Annotated in this window: 17 protein-coding genes and 1 pseudogene; 11 read left to right on the plus strand and 7 right to left on the minus strand. The window is 68.2% G+C overall.

Features of this window, described 5'->3' with window-relative positions; all coding sequences use genetic code 11:
• Nucleotides 1–116: 116 nt before the first annotated feature.
• The 9 genes from C1I97_RS04930 to C1I97_RS04970 all read left to right on the plus strand — a co-directional run bounded on the left by C1I97_RS04930 (nucleotide 117) and on the right by C1I97_RS04970 (nucleotide 8,907).
• Nucleotides 117–1,121, plus strand: a complete 1,005-nt coding sequence (locus tag C1I97_RS04930; RefSeq protein WP_111001991.1) for a UDP-glucuronic acid decarboxylase family protein — start codon at nucleotides 117–119, stop codon at nucleotides 1,119–1,121.
• On the plus strand, nucleotides 1,118–1,816 hold the full coding sequence (locus C1I97_RS04935) for a phytanoyl-CoA dioxygenase family protein (RefSeq protein ID WP_111001992.1): 699 nt from the start codon (nucleotides 1,118–1,120) through the stop codon (nucleotides 1,814–1,816). Before C1I97_RS04930 ends, C1I97_RS04935 begins: the two co-directional genes overlap by 4 nt.
• Nucleotides 1,813–2,856 carry a glycosyltransferase family 2 protein gene (locus C1I97_RS04940; RefSeq protein WP_111001993.1) on the plus strand — a complete coding sequence of 348 codons (1,044 nt, stop codon included), beginning with the start codon at nucleotides 1,813–1,815 and terminating at the stop codon, nucleotides 2,854–2,856. The genes C1I97_RS04935 and C1I97_RS04940 overlap by 4 nt, the downstream gene beginning before the upstream one ends.
• Nucleotides 2,853–3,908, plus strand: a complete 1,056-nt coding sequence (locus C1I97_RS04945) for a glycosyltransferase family protein (protein ID WP_111001994.1) — start codon at nucleotides 2,853–2,855, stop codon at nucleotides 3,906–3,908. Before C1I97_RS04940 ends, C1I97_RS04945 begins: the two co-directional genes overlap by 4 nt.
• Nucleotides 3,905–5,128, plus strand: coding sequence for a polysaccharide pyruvyl transferase family protein (locus C1I97_RS04950; RefSeq protein WP_111001995.1), 1,224 nt, complete (start codon nucleotides 3,905–3,907; stop codon nucleotides 5,126–5,128). Before C1I97_RS04945 ends, C1I97_RS04950 begins: the two co-directional genes overlap by 4 nt.
• A 110-nt stretch (nucleotides 5,129–5,238) precedes the next feature.
• Nucleotides 5,239–6,261 carry an NAD-dependent epimerase/dehydratase family protein gene (locus C1I97_RS04955; protein ID WP_111001996.1) on the plus strand — a complete coding sequence of 341 codons (1,023 nt, stop codon included), beginning with the start codon at nucleotides 5,239–5,241 and terminating at the stop codon, nucleotides 6,259–6,261.
• Complete coding sequence (locus C1I97_RS04960; protein ID WP_181446572.1) at nucleotides 6,258–7,013, plus strand: HAD family hydrolase; 756 nt, start codon at nucleotides 6,258–6,260, stop codon at nucleotides 7,011–7,013. Before C1I97_RS04955 ends, C1I97_RS04960 begins: the two co-directional genes overlap by 4 nt.
• Nucleotides 7,010–7,909, plus strand: a complete 900-nt coding sequence (locus C1I97_RS04965; RefSeq protein WP_181446573.1) for a glycosyltransferase — start codon at nucleotides 7,010–7,012, stop codon at nucleotides 7,907–7,909. Before C1I97_RS04960 ends, C1I97_RS04965 begins: the two co-directional genes overlap by 4 nt.
• An 8-nt stretch (nucleotides 7,910–7,917) precedes the next feature.
• Nucleotides 7,918–8,907: a glycosyltransferase gene (locus C1I97_RS04970; RefSeq protein WP_258382427.1), complete on the plus strand. Its 990-nt coding sequence runs from the start codon at nucleotides 7,918–7,920 to the stop codon at nucleotides 8,905–8,907.
• Nucleotides 8,908–8,917: 10 nt separating this feature from the next.
• Here the strand turns inward: C1I97_RS04970 and C1I97_RS04975 are convergent, their stop codons facing one another.
• From C1I97_RS04975 to C1I97_RS04995, 5 genes are all read right to left on the minus strand, one after another.
• Complete coding sequence (locus C1I97_RS04975) at nucleotides 8,918–9,748, minus strand: RNA methyltransferase (protein WP_111002000.1); 831 nt, start codon at nucleotides 9,746–9,748, stop codon at nucleotides 8,918–8,920.
• Between the two features lie 182 nt (nucleotides 9,749–9,930).
• Nucleotides 9,931–10,704 (minus strand): phosphotransferase family protein, encoded by a 774-nt coding sequence (locus tag C1I97_RS04980; protein ID WP_258382428.1) that lies wholly within the window; start codon nucleotides 10,702–10,704, stop codon nucleotides 9,931–9,933.
• A gap of 98 nt (nucleotides 10,705–10,802) precedes the next feature.
• Nucleotides 10,803–12,281, minus strand: a complete 1,479-nt coding sequence (locus C1I97_RS04985; protein ID WP_111002002.1) for a helix-turn-helix domain-containing protein — start codon at nucleotides 12,279–12,281, stop codon at nucleotides 10,803–10,805.
• Nucleotides 12,282–12,388: 107 nt separating this feature from the next.
• Complete coding sequence (locus tag C1I97_RS04990) at nucleotides 12,389–13,099, minus strand: HAD family hydrolase (RefSeq protein WP_111002003.1); 711 nt, start codon at nucleotides 13,097–13,099, stop codon at nucleotides 12,389–12,391.
• A gap of 11 nt (nucleotides 13,100–13,110) precedes the next feature.
• On the minus strand, nucleotides 13,111–14,628 hold the full coding sequence (locus C1I97_RS04995) for a helix-turn-helix domain-containing protein (RefSeq protein WP_258382429.1): 1,518 nt from the start codon (nucleotides 14,626–14,628) through the stop codon (nucleotides 13,111–13,113).
• A 717-nt stretch (nucleotides 14,629–15,345) separates the two neighbouring features.
• On the opposite strand from C1I97_RS04995, the gene C1I97_RS05000 reads away from it, so the two are divergent.
• Nucleotides 15,346–15,762 (plus strand): ATP-binding protein, encoded by a 417-nt coding sequence (locus tag C1I97_RS05000; protein WP_181446574.1) that lies wholly within the window; start codon nucleotides 15,346–15,348, stop codon nucleotides 15,760–15,762.
• Between the two features lie 35 nt (nucleotides 15,763–15,797).
• On the opposite strand, the gene C1I97_RS05005 is transcribed toward C1I97_RS05000, so the two are convergent.
• Entirely contained in the window at nucleotides 15,798–16,298 is a 501-nt protein-coding gene (locus C1I97_RS05005; RefSeq protein ID WP_111002005.1) for an SAM-dependent methyltransferase, read from the minus strand.
• Nucleotides 16,299–16,373: 75 nt separating this feature from the next.
• Nucleotides 16,374–16,814: pseudogene (locus tag C1I97_RS05010) on the minus strand (Tat pathway signal protein); the annotation flags it as partial.
• Nucleotides 16,815–16,911: 97 nt separating this feature from the next.
• On the opposite strand from C1I97_RS05010, the gene C1I97_RS05015 reads away from it, so the two are divergent.
• On the plus strand, nucleotides 16,912–18,219 hold a 1,308-nt coding region (locus tag C1I97_RS05015), incomplete at its 3' end, for an ATP-binding protein (RefSeq protein ID WP_111002010.1).

An 18,219-nucleotide genomic window follows, 5' to 3' on the forward strand; every position in this document is an offset into this window, starting at 1 on the left:
GATCTATTCGCGGAAACCAGCCCGGCCAAACCCGGCTGGGCCCGCCACACCCTGATCGCACCCGTGGGCGGGCACAGTCATGCCAAGTTCCATCCGAATTGCGAGAAAGAGGTGTTATGAGTACCTCCACAAGGAGGCAGGCTCCGTTAGCGGGCCGAGCGCCTTTCCACCGAGCCGTCGTCACCGGGGGGTGCGGATTCGTCGGCTCCCACCTGTGCGATCTGCTGCTCGACAGCGGTGTCGACGTGGTGTGCGTCGACAACCTTCTTACGGGCACAGCGGACAACGTCGTGCATCGGCAGACGGATGGCCGTTTCGAGCTGCTGGTTCACGACGTCACCGATCCGCTCACGGTACCGGGTGCTGTTGACCTAGTGCTGCACCTCGCTTCGCCGGCCTCCCCACAGGACTACATGCGTCTGCCCATCCAGACCCTCCAGGTCGGCTCGCAGGGAACGCTCAACACGCTGGAACTGGCCCGGCGCAAGAAGGCCCGCTTCATACTCGCCTCCACCTCTGAGGTGTACGGCGACCCGCTTGAGCATCCGCAGCGCGAGTCGTACTGGGGCAACGTCAATCCGGTCGGGCCGCGCAGCGTGTATGACGAAGCGAAGCGGTTCGCCGAGGCGGCGACCATCGCCTACCGCACCGAGCATGGCGTCGACGCCGCGATCGTGCGGATCTTCAACACGTTCGGGCCGCGGATGCGTGGCGAGGACGGACGGGCGGTACCGACCTTCATCCGCCAAGCGTTGGCGGGCGAACCGCTGACTGTCACCGGCGACGGCTCGCAGACCCGTTCGCTGTGCTATGTGGACGACACCGTCCGTGGCATCCTCGCCGTCGCCGCAAGTCAGCACGCCGGCCCGCTGAACCTGGGCAACGCCGCCGAGACCACGGTCCTGGAGCTCGCACATCTGATCCGTGAACTGTGCGGGTCCTCGTCTCCGATCGAGTTCGTCAACCGCCCGGTCGACGACCCGGGCCGTCGCAGGCCCGACCTCACCTTGGTCTGGGAGAAGTGCGGCTGGAAGCCGGAGACCGACCTCCGCAAGGGCCTCAGCACCACCATCGACTGGTTCGCCACGCAGCTCACCCCCACCGCAGCGAGGGAACGATGACCCAGCATCCACCGCGCCCGACCGACGCCTTAGCGTCGCCACTCGGCGAGGAGCCTCTCCGAGACTTTCATACGGACGGCTACACCGCTCTTCCCCAGCAGGTCACTGGGATGGCGCTTGAAGCGCTCCGCATCGAGGCTGGCAACCTGATCCGGCGCTTCACCAATGACGGCTTCCGGTCGCCCGACTACTGGTACTTCACACCCGCCGGCACGGATACACCCGTCCTCTACCGGATCCACAACCTGCAGGACCAGGGCGCACCGGCATCGACGCGCTTCTACACCAACGGCAGCCCCCTGCATTCTCTGGCCGCCGCCATCCTTGGTGGCCCCGTCCGCGCCACCGCCTGTGCCATGATCGTCAAACTGCCCGAGGTGGCCGCCCCCGTGCCCTGGCACCGCGACCGGACCGATGTGCCGCCGCACACCGTGTGCAACCTGAGCGTCTTCCTCGACGACTCCGACCCGGGCAACGGGTGCCTGGAATTCGTCCCCGGCTCGCACCTCCAGTCCAACGGCGAGGACGCCGAAGCGCTCCAGGCGCAGGGCCCTGTCCGCGCGGTCTCGCTCGCAGCGGGTGATGTAGCCGTCCACGACGTACGCATCGCCCATGCCTCGCGCCGCAACACGTCCTCGCGCATCCGGCGCAGCATCGTTGTCGAGTTCGCCCCCGCAGACCTGGAGCTGCCGTGACCGGCCGCGACTCCGCCGGACAGGCGCCGCTCGTACGGGTAGCGACGATTACGGTGGGCACCAACGAGCACCGCTGGCTGGAGCCCTGCTTAGCCTCACTCCTGGAGAGCGACATCCCCGGGATCGACCTGGCGGTCTGGTATGTCGACAACGACTCCCACGACGGCAGCACCGCCTTCGTGAAGGACCGCTTCCCGCAGGTGCGGATCATCCAGAACGAAGGGAACGTCGGCTTCGCCCGCGCCAACAACATCGGCATGCGTGCGGCGCTCGACGACGGCGCCGACTACGTCTTCCTCGCCAACCCGGATACCCAGACTCCGACGTCCCTGCTGCGCGACCTGACCGAGTTCATGGAGACCTGGACCGACTACGGCGTGGTCGGCCCCATGCAGTACGAGTACGACGAGTCCAGCAGCACCGCCCTCGGCGCGTACAACGATTGGTCGAAGACCGCTCTGCGCTGGGGCGAGCAGCACGCCTTCGCCGGTGACTGGCCGAACCACCCTTCACCCGCCGGCCCGCCCGAAGGCCGTGCCCCGAACACCCTGGAGCACGCGTACGTCCAGGGGGCAGCCTTCTTCGTCCGCGCTGAGCTGCTGCGCACCGTCGGACTCTTCGACGAGGTCTTCCACACCTACTACGAGGAGACCGATCTGTGCCGCCGTGCCCGCTGGGCCGGGTGGCGCGTCGCCCTCCTGCTCGAGGTCGGGATACAGCATTTCGGCGGCGGCGGAACCGCAGGCAGCAGTTACCGGCGCATCCAGATGCGCCGTAACCGCTACTACTACCTGCTCACCGACATCGACTGGCGCCCGCTGCCCGTGCTGCGGCTGGCCGGCCGGTGGCTGAAGGACGATCTGCGCGGGCGTGGCGTGGGTGGAGTGACCACCTGGTGGCGCGGGACGTGGGAGACCGCCGAGGCCGTGTGCTGGCTCGCGCGCCGTGCAGCGTTGATCCGGGCCCGCCGCCGCGCCCACCGTCGGCTCGGCCGGCAGACGGACGGTTCCGGCCGTCCGCAGGCAAGGAGTGCGCGATGACCACACCCCGGTTTCTGTTCGCCGGCGTCTTCCACTGGAACGCGGGCTCCAGCCACATGATCGCCGAGTACGCCCGGGTCGCCTCGGCAGCCGGATGCGAGGTCGGCGTCTCCAGCCAACTGTCACGCCTGGACGGCACGGTGAACGCCCACCTGCCGCTCGTGGACGACCTCACCTGGGCCACCCACCTCGCCCTCGTCTTCGAGAGCAGGCAGTTCCTCTCCACCCAGCAGCGTGAACTGTGCGAGGCCGTGCCGCGCCGGCGGCGCATCATCCTCGACCCCGACGGCCACTGGGGCCCGTACGTCACCGCCGACCTGGACGACAACGCGGGCACGGACACCATCGAGTCCTGGCACAAGCTGTATGCCGACCTCAGCGATGTGATCCTGCAGCCCCGCCTTGCTGAACGACTCCCCGACGGGGCCGAGTTCTTCAGCTACTTCGGAATGCCGGACATCCACCGGCTCGCCACTGATCTCCCGACCCCGCAGTCCCTGCCGTACGAGCTGCAGTACGTCGGCGCGAACTGGTGGCGCTGGAACACGATGACCAGCCTCGTCCGGGCCGCAGCCGCCGCCGAGCCACCGATCGAGCGTATCCGGGTGTGCGGACGCTGGTGGACGGGCGATCCGCACCCCGACCACCTGACCGCCACCGCCAACGAGCCCGGCTGGATGCGGGATCACGGTGTCGAGGTGGCGCCGCCCGTTCCGTTCGGACACGTGGTCTCCGCCATGGCCCAGGCGGCGATCACCCCCGTGCTGGCCCGTCCGCTGCTCGCGCGGATGGAGCTGCTGACCCCTCGCATGTTCGAGACCCTGGCGTCGGGCAGCATCCCCGCGCTCTGGCCGGACCTGGGCTACCTGTCCGCACTCTACGGCGACGACGTGGAGCTCTTCCTTCTCAACGACGATCCGGTCGACACCCTTGCCCGGATGACGCGTGAGCCGGCCCGGTACCGCGAGCGGCTGGCAGCCATCCAGCGGCGAGTCCACGAGCGCTTCAACTACCACGCCGTTCTGGCCGAACTCATGCGGTTCACCCGATGACCCCTGCGAGGTCCGCTGTGTCCAACGTCCTGATCACCGGCATCACCAGCTGCGAGAGCCGCGGTGTCGAGGCCCTGGCCCGCACCATCGCCGAGCAGCTGAACACCGAAGGCGGCAACAAGGTCACCGTCCTCACCCAGACCCCGGCGCTCGACGAGCAAGTCCTCGCCCCCACCGGCGCCCGCTGCGTGGCCGATCCCTTCGTCGTCTCCCGCTCCTGGCAGCAGATGCGTCCCCGGGAAAGCCCTGCCGAACTGACAGCACGCAGGGAACAACTGCTCGCCGAGACCGACCTGGTCATCGCCACCGGGGGCGACCTGCACACCTCGGACTACGGGGTCTCCACGCCGTACCTGCGTGCCCTGACCGCCGCGCAGCAGCGGGACATTCCGACAGCGATGATCGGTCAGTCCATCGGCCCCTTCGACGACCCCACCGACGCCGAGGCATGGGTCACGGTCGCAGCCCGCTGCCGGCTGCTCACCGTCCGGGAGAGCATCTCCCACGGCTACCTCGTGGACGGGCTCGGCCTTCCCGAGCACCGTGTGCGCCTGTCCTCCGACCCCGCCTTCCTGCTGCCGACAGCCACCGGCGAGCGGACATCGGCCGTGCTTAGGCCCCTGGGGCTCACCCCCGAAGACTCGTACGTCTGCCTCATCCCCAGCCAGGGCATCACCCGCTTCAGCGGCCTGGGGGAGGCCCAGCATGCAGCCGCACTGACGCGGCTGGCCACCGCCCTCGTCCGCACCCGGAAGATGCCGGTCGTTCTCGTGCCGCACTGCCACGACTCCCGGCGTCACAACGACGACCGGATCCTCGCGGCCCGCATCGCCGAGGCCGCCGGCATGCCCCAGGTCATGACGCTGCCCGGCGCGCTCACGGTCTGTGACTACAAGGGCGTGCTCTCTCACGCCGAACTCGTCATCTCCGAGCGCCTGCACGCCGCGATCGGCGCACTGTCCAGCGGCGTCCCGGCGATCGCGATCGGACACTCGCACAAGTTCAACGGGGTGCTCGCCGAAACCTACGGCGACACCGTCGACACCGATGACATCCACGCAGACGTCCGTGCCTTCGTCCGAGGCGACACCGTCATCAACCGGATCGTCCACGACACCGACGCGGCCGTGCTGCGCACCACCCTGCGGCAGCGGCTCCCGTTGATCATCGACCGCGCCCGCAGCGACTTCGCCCAGATCAACAGGCTCCTCGGAGCCTGAGCTCCCCAGCACCACACGCGGTCCGTCCGCACCGCATCCCGCACGACCCGCTGCGGCTTGCCCCTGGGCAGCAGCGGGGACCGGCTCACGGAAAGGGAGGCACGACAACCATGCCCACGCATCTGGTCACCGGCGGCGCCGGCTTCATCGGGTCCCACCTTGTCGCATCCTTGATCGAGCACGGCGACGACGTCGTAGTCCTGGATAACCTCGACGGCGGCAGGACCGAAAACGTGCCCGACGACGCGACCCTCATCGTCGGCTCGGTCGCCGACCGGGCCACCGTCGCCGAACTCTTCGCCTCGTACCGCTTCGACGGCGTCTACCACCTGGCCGCCTTCGCCGCCGAAGGCATCAGCCACGCCGTCAAGCACCACAACTACTCCGTCAATCTCCTCGGCAGCATCAACCTGATCAACGCCTCGCTGGCCGCCAAGGTCAGGTTCTTCGGCTTCGCCTCGTCGGTCGCCGTGTACGGCCACGGACACGTCCCCATGCGCGAGGACGAGCAGCCCATCCCGGCCGACAGCTACGGCAACGCGAAACTCGCCGTGGAGCGCGAACTCGCGGTCACCATGCAGCTTCAGGGCCTGCCGTACTTCGCCCTGCGCATGCACAACGTGTACGGCGAGCGGCAGAACATGGCCGACCCCTACCGCAACGCCGTCGCCATCTTCCTCAACCAGATCATGCGCGGCGAACCGATCAGCGTGTACGGAAACGGCAGCCAGATCCGCGCCTTCACCTACGCCCCGGACATCGTCGGCACCTTCCTCGCCGCGGCCGACCAGCCGGCCGCCTGGGGCCAGGTCTTCAACGTCGGCTCCTCGCACACCACCACCGTGCTGGAGATGGCGCACGCCGTGCGCACCGCGATGGGCGCACCCGATCACCCGATCATGCACCTGGCGGCCCGCGACGAGGTCCACGCCGCCTTCACCGACAACAGCCTCGCCCGTAAGACGCTCGGCGACTGGACCGACACCCCGCTCACCGACGGACTGCGACGCACTGCGGCCTGGGCCCGCGAGCACGGCCCCGTGGAACCCGCCACCTCCCTCAGCATCGAGAACGACGCCGCGGACAAGCCCGAATGGTTCGCCTGGGCCTCGGGACGGGCGGTCACGCCATGACGGCCTGCACGCTCGCCGTCGATGTCGGCGGCGTCATCTACTACGACGAGCCCTTCGACCTCGCCTGGCTCCAGGGTGTCTGGGAGCTTGCGCGGAAGGACGATCCCTCCCTCACCATGGACGCCTTCCTCCCGGCCATGCGCGACTTCTACGGGGACCGTGCACCCGGAACACCCCCGCCTAGCCTCTTCCCACCCAACGGCACGAAGAGCTGGCAGCGCGTCCGCGAACGCTGGACCTCGCTCGTCCAGCCCATTCCAGGAGCCGTCGACGCGCTCAGCCAACTCGCCGGGGAGTACGAAGTCTGCATCGTCGCCAACCAGCCCCCGGAATGCCTCGCCGCCCTGCGTGCCATCGGCATCGAGCAACAGGTCCGACTCGTCGTACTCGACTCCCTGGTCGGCTACTCCAAACCCGACCCGTGCCTCTTCAAGTGGGCCCTGGACCATCTGGGCTGGAGGCCGGAACACACCATGGTTGTCGGCGACCGGACTGACCACGACGCTGCTCCGGCGCTCGCCCTCGGCTGCTCGGCAGCGATCGTCAACCCCGACAGAGGATGGAACGTGCCTGCTCGGGTCGATCCCGAGATCGTGGCCGCCTACCGCGAAGTGAAAGCCCGTCGTGGCCACACAGCCGAGGGAAAGGCGAGGCACTGGGCCCTCGCCGCCTTTAGAGACCTGGCCGACGTTCTCCGGGCCGTCGACCGCGAAGAGCGCCACCCGTGGCCGGGTCAGGGGGTGCGCCCGTGACTCTCGGCGCTGACCCGCCCCTCACCATCGCCGTCTGCAGCAACCGCCCCGATCTCCTGCCGGGAGCTGTAGCCCGCACCGCCGCGGCGATCGGGCCCCAAGACCGCCTGCTGATCATCGCGGACATGCCCGCTCAGCACCTTCCCGCACTGCCCACGAGCTCCTCGCCGCAGCTGTCACGCATCCGCGTCCTCTGCAACGAGGAGAACCAGGGACTCGCCCACAGCCGCAACAAGGCCATGAAGGAGGCCACGACACGGCACCTCGTCTTCCTCGACGACGACATCATCCCCACCGCCGAGGCCCTGGCCCGGATGCGGGCCGCCCTGGCCGCCGGCGCACATATCACCGGGACCAGGATCACCGCCCATCTTCAGGGGCACCGTCGCCCGTGGTTCCTCACATCGGGCCAACTGCACTACCTCGGGTCCCACGCTCCTGCCCGGCCGGCGTCGATCTGGGGCGGCAGCTTCGCCGTCGACTCCGAGCACGCTCGCCTGCTCGGAGTCGGCTTCGACGAACGCCTCGGCCGGATCGGCGGCTCCCTCACCTCCGCCGAGGACACCACCTTCGTACGGGAGATGACCGCACGCGGCGCCACCGCGACGATCCTGCACGACGCCGAGGTCCGACACCTGATCCCCGCCCATCGGCTGACCCTGGCCTACCTGTTGCGCCGCGCCTTCTGGCAGGGGCGCAGCGAAGCACGGCGCAACGACGCGCGGCGAGGCATCGGGAAGGAATGGGGCCGTAACCGGTCGGGGGACGGCGCCCGTCCGGTGCGGGCCGCCCTCGCGGTGCTCTACACCGCCAGCGTCCTCCTCGGCGTCTGCTGGGAGGTCATCACGCGGCGCCAGACCGGTGCCACCGATGCCGAGACCAGGGGTGGCCGATGAAGGTGGCCATGGTCATTCCGCCGTACCGGTACGGAGCCGACCCCACCCAGTGGATCACCGTGCCACCCCAGGGCTACGGCGGCATCCAGTGGGTCGTCGCCACGCTCATGGACGGGCTGCTGGAGGCCGGGTGCGAAATCCTGCTGCTCGGGGCCCCTGGAAGTCCCCTCCAGGAAGGTGTCACGGTGTCCGCCGCGGTCGAGACAGCCGACATCTACACCGCCATCGAAGCGTTCGCCCCGGACATCATCCACGACCACTCGAACACCGCCGTGCTTCCACCCGGCGGGCTCAGGCCGACCGTGAGCACGCACCACCTCAACGGCGTGCCGGAGCGCCAGGGCAACTGCATCTACCTCTCCCGCGCACAACGCACCGCCGCCGGGTCTGTGTCCGCCCCGCTGATCAGGCTGCCGGTCAACCCCTCGCGACATCCGTTCCAGGAAGCGAAGGACGACTACCTCCTCTTCCTGGGCCGGGTCTCCGCGCACAAGGGCGTACGCGAGGCGGCGGCGTTCGCACACGCCGCCGGCCTGCCGCTGACGGTCGCCGGACCAGCCTGGGAGAAGGACTACCTGGACGCCCTGCTGACCGACTTCCCGCACACCGTCCGCTACATAGGCGAGGTCGGCGGCAGCGCCCGTACCCGACTCATCGCACGAGCCCGAGCGCAGCTCGTACTGTCCCAGCCGTGGGGAGGGCCGTTAGGCGGACGATGGACCGAACCCGGCGCCACCGTGGTCGCGGAGGCCGCCGCCAGCGGCACCCCGGTGATCGCCAGCGACAACGGATGTCTGCCCGAGATCGTCCCCGGCGTCGGGACGGTGCTGCCAGTCGGCCGCGAGATCACACCCAGGGACGCGAAACGGGTGCTGGAAACGCTGCCGACCGCCCAGGCCGTACGCGAAACAGCGGTGGACCGATGGGGCCACCACACCATCGCCCGCCAGTACCTGGCCGTCTACAAAAGAGCGATCAGCGGCGAGGTCTGGAGGTGACCTCGGCAGATCACGCCGTGCGCTGCTTCTTCAGACGCTGACGGCGCGCCTCGTAAAGAACGACGGAGGTGGCATTCGACGCGTTCAGGGAGCTGGCCGAGCCCGTCATCGGAATGCTGATCACGTGGTCGCAGAGCTCACGCCAGGCCGCGCTGAGACCCGCGGTCTCATTGCCGATCAGCAGCAGGACCGGCTGGGTCAGGTCGAACTCCGAGACGTCGGCATCACCGCGCTCGTCCGTGCCGACGACGGCCACCGGTCGCCCCCGAGCGCGCTCCTTCTCCAACCACTCCATGACCTCGTGGTGCGACTGGCTGCGCACCACGGGAACGGCGAAGAACGACCCCGTGGAGGCACGTACCGACTTGGGGTCGTAGGGATCCGCAGCGTGCCCGGTCACGATGAGCCCGTCGGCACCGAACGCATCGGCCGACCGCACGATACTTCCGATGTTGCCGGGCTGCGTCGGCCGGTCGAAGACCAGACCGAGGAAGTCGTCGTGGACCTTGATGCGTGACAGACCGTCCGGGGCCATCTCGACCACCGCCAGGACCTCCACGGCTCCGTCGGCCTTCTCACCGAGCTCGGCGAGCAACTGCGGCGCCATCGCCACGCGTTCGGCACCCACACGGCGCAGCAGGTCCTCGGCCCATCGGGAGAGAGGACGGCTGTCGTCGTAGAGCAGCGAGCGAATGGTCCAGCCGTACTCCACGGCCATCGTGATCGGACGTACGCCCTGGACCAGGAACTCCCTGGCGCGCCCCCGCTTGGTGCGGTTGTTGAGCAGCGTCTGCAGCTGCTGGAAACGGGCATTGCGGGTCGAGATCCGCTGTACCGCCACCCGTCCTCCAAGCCGAAGTTGATTGCCGCGAACCCGGTCGTCCCAGGTGGAACACAGCACCGGGCACCCCGAAGATTACACGGACTGGGGCATCACCGTACGTCTCCACCCGGTTGCGTCAGGCGTCTCGGGTCTGGGCCCGCACGGAGAGGGCAGCTGGTTCCGGAGCGATCACGGACCATTCAGGCCGAGTCCCATTTCGCCTGATCGTCCATGTTTCTCAGCGTCTCGATGCGATACGACAACTGGCCGGCAGCGGCCATGTCTCCGCGATCCGCACGCCGAATGAAGGAGCCGAGCGTGTGCAGGTCCCGCATGCCGACCAGGACGGGAAGGCCCGGCCACTCCCTGACGTCGTAGCCGTACCGGAGGCTGAAGTCATCCAGTTCTGCGGAGGTACGCCCGAAGCGGACCCCTTGGAACGTATTGGCCAGATCGATCTCGCGTGGCCCGACCGCCGCCTCGTCCCAGTCTCCGAGCCTGATGCCCTGGACGTCCCAGAGGGTGTTGCCCGGGTAGGCGTCGCCGTGGATGTGGCCGTAACCCAGGGGGAATTCGAGCCCCGAGTAGGCATTCAGGAGTTCCTGCCTGCGTTCCATGAGCCACGTTCGCACATCGGGCCCAAGGCACGTGCTGGATTCCACGACAGCCCTGAGCGAGGAAAGGGGCTGATACTGAGGCAGCGTCACCGGCGGGGCCGACAGGGAGTGCAGGGCCCGTAGAAGGTCGCCCAACCGGCCGACCGGGGGCCGGCCGCGTGCGGGCTGCGGGTAGTGCCGCCAGAACGTGACGGCGTAAGGCTCGTACGTCACAGGCTGGGGCACGTCTGCGGGTTCTGTCGCCGGAAAGCCGCTCGCAACGAGCCAGCGCGTGAGTGAGACGGCCGTCGCGAGGTTGCGCTGCTGGGAGATGGGGCTCACACGGACCACGACGTCTTCCGCGGCGACGAGGAACACGGAGGTGGCGTGGTGGTGAAGAGGGACGAGGGATCGGTCTGGCAGACCTGATGCCCGGCAGGCCATGCGGGCGGCGGACTCAGGAGAGACCGTCATTGTCATAAGGTGAGGGCCTTCGCTCTGGTGTCGATCGCCTGGTAGCCGCGGGTGGCGTCGGCAAGCTCGCGTACAACGCGGCTCCCGGCGAACCGTGGGTCTTCCAGAAGCCTAGCCACTCCTTGTACGGCGTCGCCGAGCTGTCGGATGCGACGGTCCACTGGCAGTTCGAGGATGGGCCGGAGCTGCTCGCCGACTCCCTCGATCTCGCCAGCGGCGATACGCGCGGTCACGATGTCGAGGCGTGCCAGGGCCTCGTCGCCGTACGAACGCTGCTCCGCTGGGCCTGTCTCGTACAGCTCGATCGCCGCGGAGGCGTGGTGCTCGGCCAGCTCGTGTTCGCCCAACAGGGCGTACGTCCCGCCGATGTAGTACTCCTGCTTGGCTTCCGGAAAGGTGAGCAGCCCTCCGAAACGCGTGAGTCCGTCAGGATCTGTGTGTTGCTCACGGGCACGTTCGAGTTCCCGGAGCGCGGCCAGTGCGGTGTTCCGGTCGCCGATACGTGCCGCTGCCCTGGCCTCGATGGCAGCGGTCCTGATCCGCGTCTCCCCGTCGGGAGCGTGCCGGATCGCCTGCTGCGTGTACTCCAGGGCTGTCAGCCGGTGAGTCGACCACTCCGCGATCAGCGCGGCTGTGCCCTTGACCCATGCCCGGAGATCGTTGTGGTCGGCGTGATCGGCTAACGTCCAGGCCGTCTGGAGCTGTGCGATCGCCGAGTCCTGGTCGCCGAGGTTCTGTGACGCGTGGGCGAGGAGCAGGCAGCTCGTGCCGGCGAGAAGGCACAGTTCGCGGGTCTGCCCCGGGAGCTGGTGACCGCTCAGGAGCGAAAAGAGCTGGTCTCGTGTGGACAGCAGGTCGTGGAAGAGCGGGTGGAGAGGAGCGTGAACGTAGTCCGCCGCGATGCGGGTGATCCTGGCTTCCAGCGCCTCCAGTTCGACGTCGCTCACGTTGCTCTTCGTGACCTCTTCCGTGAACCGCAGCGACTGTGCCGCGGCCTGTGCCGCGAGTTCATACAGGTTCCCAGTCTGTTCACCGGTCGCAACCCGAAGGTCGGCTACTGATTGTCTCCGGTGCGGTAAGGGAACGGGCGTCGAACCCGTGTGATGCTCGCGGAACGGCGGCGGGAGGAGGACATCGGGTGTCTCGATGCCCCTGAGGAACCTGGCGACCTTGTCGAGGCTCGTCAAACGACGGGTTCCGGCTTCGAGCATCGACAGGAAGCCCTGGCTCAGCCCGGTCAGATCGGCCATGTCGTCCTGGCGGAGCTTGGCCCGCTCCCGGATGAGGCGGCTGACGCGGCCGAAGTCCCATGCGGCGACGGCTCTCTGGACTTCCTCATCCCGCCAGACGGTATCCGGAACGTGGGGTTCGAAGCGGCTGCCAAGACGCCTGCCACGTGCGCATGTGGCGCACCGGTCCTCGTCGTTGTACTGGCTCAGCCGGCATCCGCAGTCCGCGCACACGCGAGCGTGCTGTCGCATCGCACCCCCGTTTCTCGTCTGCGTCCGTCAGGGTACGTGGGGTGCGAGTGGGCCGGTATCACTCCTGTAATACGCGCGGCTGTGCCCGGTGCTGCCCGTCCGTGTCCTCAGCCGCCGAAGGTTGTCGCGGCTATCGCGCTCAGGAGTCGCGGAACGTTCTCGAGGTCGTCGAGAACCACGTCGGCCCCGGCCGAGGCGAGTTCGGCGGCGGTTGTCCTGCCGGACGCGACTCCGATCACCGGAGCGCCTCCTTCGAGCCCCGTACGGACGTCTTCGAGGGAGTCTCCGACGATGACGGTGTTGGAGCGGGTGAAGGCCGACCCGTACTTGGCCTGGGCCCGCTTCTGCGCGACGGCGACGAGGGCGGGGCGGTGGTCGTCGTCCGAGGAGTAGCCGCCGATCTCCGTGTCGAGGTACCCGTCGAGGTCGAACGCTTCGAGTTTCAGCACCGCGTTGGGCTTGAGGTTTCCCGTGACGACAGTGGGCACGAGGTTGGGCTGCGAGTGGACCGCCTGCAGGGCCGCGACGGCGCCAGGCATGAGGATGCCCTGCTCGCGCAGATCCTTCGCATGTGCCGCAAGACGGTTCGGCAGGAGTTCCACCATGCGGGGTACCAGGTGGGGGACATCCGGTTCCGGGACGCCGTTGTCCAGGAGCAGGGACCGGATGGCGAGAGGCATGGTCACGCCGGTTCCCCGTGCCGGCAGGCGCTCCGCGGGGCGCCCGACGATCTCGGCGAAGGTTTCGCGGTAGACCTGCCGGTCGATGTCGCCCACGTACACCAGCGTGCGGTCGATGTCCCACAGCACGAGGGTCATCGGGGTTTCCGTCAAGTTCGGCTCCGTGTTTCCGCCGCGTCGGCGGCTCGTTCCAGTACGCCTTGAGCGTACGGGTTGTTGGTCACCGGTCGGAGGTGGCCGAGCATGGCGTCGACGTGGTCGTTCAGGCGGGCGGACTGGAGTTGGTCAGCGAGGTTGAGGGCTTCGTGTGCTGTGGCGGATCCGGCTTCGAACTCGCCGTTCGTGAAGTGGGCGGTTGCGGCGCGGGAGAGGAACAGGCCCCTGGTCCGGTGGTCACCGGGGTTGAGGGCCTCTCGTGCCTTGGTGAAATTGGTGATCGCGTTTCGGGGGTCGCCGAGGTCGAGGTGGCAGCTGCCGGTCTGTCCGTGGATCTCGCCTTCGTTGATCCAGTACAGCCACTCCGGATCGTGCTCCGAGCGGCCTTGGGCGCAGAGTTCAGCGGCGCGTCCGAGTGCGGCGAGTGCGGCCTGCCGCTCGCCGAGCTTCGCGTGCCCGCGGGCCTGTCGAGTAAGCAGCATGGCTTCGAGAGCGGGCGTGCCGAGCTTCCGGACCTTCTCCCGTGCTGTTTGTGCTGCGGTGACGGCGTGATGCGGTGCCTCGGTGGAGTAGGCGTGGATGGCGATGTACGAGAGCGCGCCGGCTCCGAGCCTGATGTCTCCGGAGGCTTTGGCGGCGCGGAGAGCGGTGTACAGGTAACCGAGCGTCTGCTCGCGTTTGCCGGAGTCGAAGGCGAACCAGCCCGTCTGGGTCGCGGTATCGGCGACGATCGCCGCGAGCCGCCGTCCCATGGCCATGTCGTAGGAAGTGTGGTCCATGAGGTGCCTGAGGAACTTGAGGTGCGTGTTGCCCAGTTCGGTCAGGGGACCGCTGCCGCTGCTGGCGTCCATGGTCCGGAGGCCGTCGGTGGTGCGTTGGAGGCTGTCGAGCAGCTCCTGGGTGAGTTGACTTCCCTTGGCAGCGCGGTGGAGAGGCTCGGCTTCCGCGCGGTCCCATTGGTTGACGAATGCGGTGAGTGCCACGCCGCTGGCGGTGAGGAATCGTCGGCGTTTCATCGCGCTCCCTCCTACCGCGGTATCCAGTGCTGCCACCATACGGGCCGTGGTCCACGGCAGAGTTGGATCAGCGTCGCCGGCGAACTGCGCCAGGGATTCCTGCTGAGTCGAGAGGGGCGCCCGGGGAAGAGGCAGCGGGACCAGCTCGGCGGGTACGGCAAGCCCTGTGAGGAATTCGACGATTTTGTCGATGTTCGTGAGACGGCGGTTGCCTGATTCCATCATGGACAGGAACGCCTGACTCAGGCCCGTGAGTTGAGCCATGTCCTCCTGGCGGAGACCACCGCGGAGCCGAATCAGACGGCTGGCTCGGGCGAAGTCCCACGCAGAAAGAGCATTCCGGACGTCCTGGTCGAACCAGACGTGCTCCGGAACGGTGGGGAGGCTCGTCTCCCACGTTCGTGAGCGAGCGCAGACGGAGCACAGTGTGTCCGTGTTGTACTGGCTCAGGGAACAGCCGCATCGATCACAGCGTCGCTGCGTCGGCTGTAGCACCCGTTCCTCCCCTGGCCGAGCGCGGCTCACAGACCCTTGCCGGAACCGGAATCACCTCAGTGATATCACCCTCGGAATGTGCGTAATCACCTTTCAGTGAACAGCCTTGGGGATCAGTCAGCGTCCCGGTGACAGAAGTTGCCTGGACGGCGACCCAGTCAGTGCGTCCTGACGTACGGGAGATCCCGGTGATTGCCTCTCCAGGCCGGCTTGGAGCCGCCTCTGATCCGCTTGCCGCCCAGCCGTCGGCTGCACGTGCCGTGCCCGGGTACGGCGAGCCCCGGTCTCATCGCGGTCCCCTGTTGTCGGGTTCGACGTCATCGGACCCGAGGCAGACCGCACTGCCGTGGAGACTTCGGCTCGGGATGAGTCCGCTGCGGCAGCTCAGCGCTGCCGACGTCATGCAGGCGGGTCTGCTGCTGGGACTACGGACGGTGGAGAGGCTCCCGGGTCGAGCGACTTCTCTGGCTGCGGCATGTGCGTTCCCCATCCTCGCGATGCCGAACTCTTCGGCTCTCGACATCAGGGCCTGCACGACGAGCGCGTGCCCTGCCTCAATGGTTGCTGACCGGTTCGGTCCCAGTACACACCGCAACCGTCCCCTGATGTAGGGCTTCCGGCGCAACGGACGGAGCATCGATGAACACACTTCTTCAAAGCCCCGGCGCGGGCCCATCGGCCCGAGCCGCGTCCAGAAGCAGCCGGGGCCAACTCGACATGAGCTTCCAGCTCGAAAAGAGGCACCTGGGTCTCGTGCGCGGCGTGGTGCGTCACCACCTCGCCTGGTGGGAGGTCAGCGGTGAAGTCGCCGAGACCGCGCTTCTCGCCGTGAACGAGCTGCTGACGAACGTGGTGGTGCACACCAGCCCGGATGAGAACGGGTGTCGCTCAGCCAGTCTGCTTGTCCAGCACGTCCCGGGCGGTGTCACCGCAGTCGTCCGCGATCAAGACCCCCGGCCGATCGTACGGAAGACAGCGGCACCTCTCGGCCTCGGAGGCCGGGGCCTCGACCTCGTGCGGGCGTTGGTCGACGAGTTCTCGGTGGCGATGTCCGACAAGGGGAAAGACGTGTGGTTTTTCATCGCCGATCCCGAACACCATGCCCCGCAGACCGTCGAGCCCGCGGAGTCGTAGTGCGCAGGGCATACAGAACAGCTCAGTCATTCCCACTACACGCTGCGCTCCGCAGGTCGTTCGCTTGCGTCCGCCCAGTAGCTCGGGTCGAGCATCTCGCCTGGCCAAGCCGGCTGACGGACCGGGCCCCGGGGCCCCATCTGCTCGAAGTACGGCGCCAGGTCGATCACGGGCGTCCCATCGACGGCATCGAGGTCGGTGACCAGGAGGTCACGGCCGTCCACGTCGAGCAGCCGTGGGTAGCTGATCGCGAGCTGGTTCGGCCGCCGGTGATTGCGATGGACGAACGTCCCCGTCGCCGGCCAACGCCCGTTCCCTCGGGGGCTGCGCGCGTGGAGCTGCACGTCTTCGGGCCGCGACAGGTGGAAGCGCCACGTCACCGTCAGGTGAGAGAACTCCTCGATTCCCTGGAGTGTTTCGAGCGGGTACTCGTCGTTGAGCCGAATGATCGACTTGACTCCGCCTTGGTAGTCGTCCTGCACACGGGTGTGTCCCCCGACGACCGTCGCGATCGGCTTGACCTCGTATATGGTCACCGCTCGTTCCTCTCCCTCGGCAGCGCTTCCAAGGCGGCGCCCTGGTGTTGGCGGCGACGCCGTCCTGGTCCGGAGTCAGCCTATGGTGCGCAGCATTTCGCGGGCCCGGCGGTCCAGCTCCGCGACGTGCCGGCCACCGCGTTGCCGTACGGGCGAGAGGTCACGCCGCATGCGGACGATGACGTCTCGGGCACGGCCGGAGTACACGCCGGACATCGCGTCGAGGGCCTGCGCCCAGGTGGCGCACGCCTCGTCGAGGCGGCCCTGCTGGATCTGGACCGCGCCGAGGTATCCGAGGGTCACGCTGTGGGTGCGGGTATAGAGCTGGTGCCGGCGGGTGGCGACGCTGCGCTGGAAGTGGATCTCCGCGTCGCGCGGCCGGCCGAGGTCGCGCAGGGCGCAGGCGGTCTCGTGTGCCAGCGAGGCTTCCTGGAAGAAGCCCACGCGGCTGGGTGCGTCGTCGTTGTCGGCACGGGCGAGGTCCCGTTCGGCGCGGTTGATGGCGGCCAGGGTGCCCCATTCCACGTCGCGGTGTCCGCGCCAAGCCCGCAGAGACCTGGCTGCTTGGCAGCGCCTCTAGCCGTCGTTCCGTCCCTGACTGTTGAGGATCTGCATGTCTGACAGCGTGTCCCCCACCCGGCCGGTCGTGCCCCGTCGCCGTAGACGGCGGCCTCCTGAGACCGACAGGTTCACGCTCCACCGGATCCGGCGGGCCGTAGCAGTGCCCCTGCTGCTCCTCCTGGTCCTGCTGGGCGCCGCCTTCATCATCTGGTCGACGGCGGGCATCCCTGGGGGCTGGCTTCTGACCAGCCTGGTGTGCGGGCTGATCGGGGTCGCGCTCGTCGCGGCCTACGGAGCGCGTACTGCCGCAGGAGCGCTGCGGGCAGCTGCGGCGAAGGTCCAGACTGCGGAGCTGGAAGCGGTCGCGGGGGTAGTGGCGGCCGTGGAGAAGTCGGTGCTGTGGTCGGCTGACGAGCTGTGCCGCGGCGCGCGTCCGCCCCTGCCTGGGATGCAGGTACCACGGTCGGATTCTCAGTCCGCAGCAGTCGAGGCGGCGCTCAGTGAACTGCAGCTTCAGGCCGTGGCATCGCTGATACGCGTGCACGACGAGTCCCAGTCAGTCGTTCTTCTTGAAGTTCTGCGCCGGCTCGCCACGCGCGAGCATGCCCTGGTCGGCAAGGCGCTGGAGGCGCTGAGCCAACTGGAGAAGCTGACCGACGACCCGGAACTGCTGTCGAAGATCTTCGAGATCGATCATCTGGTGACGCGGATGCGACGACAGGTGGAGAGCACGGCGGTGCTGGGCGGGCAGTCTCTGCGCAGCGTGCGCCGGCCGATCTCCGTGACAACCGCGCTGCGCGGTGCGGTCTCCGAGGTGGTCCAGTATCCCCGCGTTGCTGTTGCTGCGGGTTCCGTGGGCACGGAGCTGGGGCTTCCGGGCCATGTGGGTCCGGACCTGACGCACCTTCTGGCGGAGCTGATCGAGAATTCCTGCGAGTGCTCCGATCCGGCCACCAGGGTGACCGTAAGAGCGCAGCAGGTGTCGGCCGGGCTGGCGATCGAGGTGGAAGACCGCGCGATCCCGATGCACCCGAAGATGCGCGAGCAGATGAACCGCCTGCTTGCGGCGCCCGATGAGGTGGACGTCAGCGGTCAGGTTCGCGCGGGGCAACTCGGTCTGCTGACCGCGGCGAAGATCGCTCAACGGCATGGGCTGTCCATCCGCCTGCAGGAGAACACGACGGGCGGAACCACCGCTCTGGTGGTCGTTCCGACCAGACTCCTTGTCCCGATCTCTCCCGCCGGCGACGCAGGCGCCCCGGGCGGTGCAGCCCAGCGGCCTCGGATGTTCTGTCAGCCGGACGCTTCAGCGGCGCAGCCCCGTCCGCCGGCGGGAGAGATCGGGACAAGGAGTCTGGTC

The organism is Streptomyces sp. NTH33 (genome assembly GCF_003236365.1).
Classification (GTDB): Bacteria; Actinomycetota; Actinomycetes; order Streptomycetales; family Streptomycetaceae; genus Streptomyces.